Below are 1,197 nucleotides of genomic sequence, written 5' to 3'. Positions count from 1 at the left end.
CACCAACACCACCCGGTCCCCCGGACTCCAGCCACACGCCTCCAGGAGCGCGTCCAGCTCGCTCGCACAGCCGTGCACATCCCCGATGAAGAGCGTTCGCATCTCACCCCCTCTTAACGCACTGCCCGCATCCACCCCGCCCGGATTCTCGGGCCCCTCACGGGCAGGGGAGCGCTCGCGCGGTGCGTTACTCGGAGTGGGTGCGCAACAGCCGGCTCAAGCTCACGTCCAACTGGCTGGAGATGAGCCTGAGCACGCTGTCCAACTGCGAGCGCGTCAGCCGCAGCCGCTCCGTCAGCCGCTGGCGCGTCCCGTCCAGCAGCTCCTCCTGCGCCCCCACCACCCAGCGCGCCGCCGTGGAGCGGTGGACGCCGTAGAGCGCCCCCAACTGGTCGATGCCCAGCCCGTCCAGGTACTTCAGCCGCAGGAAGTTGCGCTGCCGCGCCGACAACGCCGCCAGCGCCGCCGTGAACGACGCGCTGAACTCCGCCCGGTACGTCTGCTTCAGGTACGCCAGCTCCGGATCGTCCCCGGGCGCCACCAGCATCGAGAGGTCGCCGTCCTCCGACTGCGCCTGCCCCGAGCGCTGCCGCTGCCAGTCCAGCGCCAGCCACAGCGCCGCCGCGCGCACCCAGCCCGCCAGGGGCCCCGTGCCCGGGTACGCCGCCAGCCGCGCCGGGGCGTCCGCGCTGCCCACCAGCATCCGCTGCCGCAACAGCTGGCGGACCTCGTCCAGCCCGGCCGCCGGTAGCTTCAGCCGCGCCACCGCCGCGTCCACCTCCGGCATCAGCCGCGCCTCGAACGTCGCCAGCGCCGCCGGCAGCCCGTCCGCCGCGGCCCGCGCCAGGTACACGTCCACCATGTGCAGCTTGCCCCACGCCGCCTCGTCGCCGTCCGCGGGCACCAGCCGCGCCAGGTGCGCCGCGAAGCGCGGGCCCTCCAGCGCCACCCCGGGCCAGGCCTGACGGGCCGTCTCCAGCACCGCCGCCAGCCGCTCCTGGAGGACGGGCAGGGCACTGGCCGGCTCCGTGCCTCCTCGGGCGGTCATGAACGCCTGGGCTAGGGGCAGATCCAGAGAGGCCACGCTTCAGAACACTAGCACCGGCGACTGTCAGCTCGCCGAACCACCCGTCATGTCGCAGCCTCTTTCCCACCCGTCAGGTGTCCCCCGGCACACGCTCGCGGTCCCTCCCTGTC

General features: G+C 73.5%; 1 protein-coding gene and 1 pseudogene. Both read right to left on the bottom strand.

Annotated elements, in window-relative coordinates; translation table 11 throughout:
- A pseudogene (locus tag D7V93_RS47215) lies at window positions 1–102 on the bottom strand (metallophosphoesterase); the annotation flags it as partial.
- Between the two features lie 85 nt (window positions 103–187).
- Window positions 188–1,048 (bottom strand): transcriptional regulator, encoded by an 861-nt coding sequence (locus tag D7V93_RS43230; RefSeq protein ID WP_120648696.1) that lies wholly within the window; start codon window positions 1,046–1,048, stop codon window positions 188–190.
- Window positions 1,049–1,197: the final 149 nt, after the last annotated feature.

Origin of the sequence: Corallococcus llansteffanensis, assembly GCF_003612055.1 — a bacterium.
In the GTDB taxonomy this organism is placed as follows: Bacteria; Myxococcota; Myxococcia; order Myxococcales; family Myxococcaceae; genus Corallococcus; species Corallococcus llansteffanensis.
Note: the sequence above shows the minus strand (reverse complement) of the source record. Positions and strands in the feature narration are given on the sequence as shown.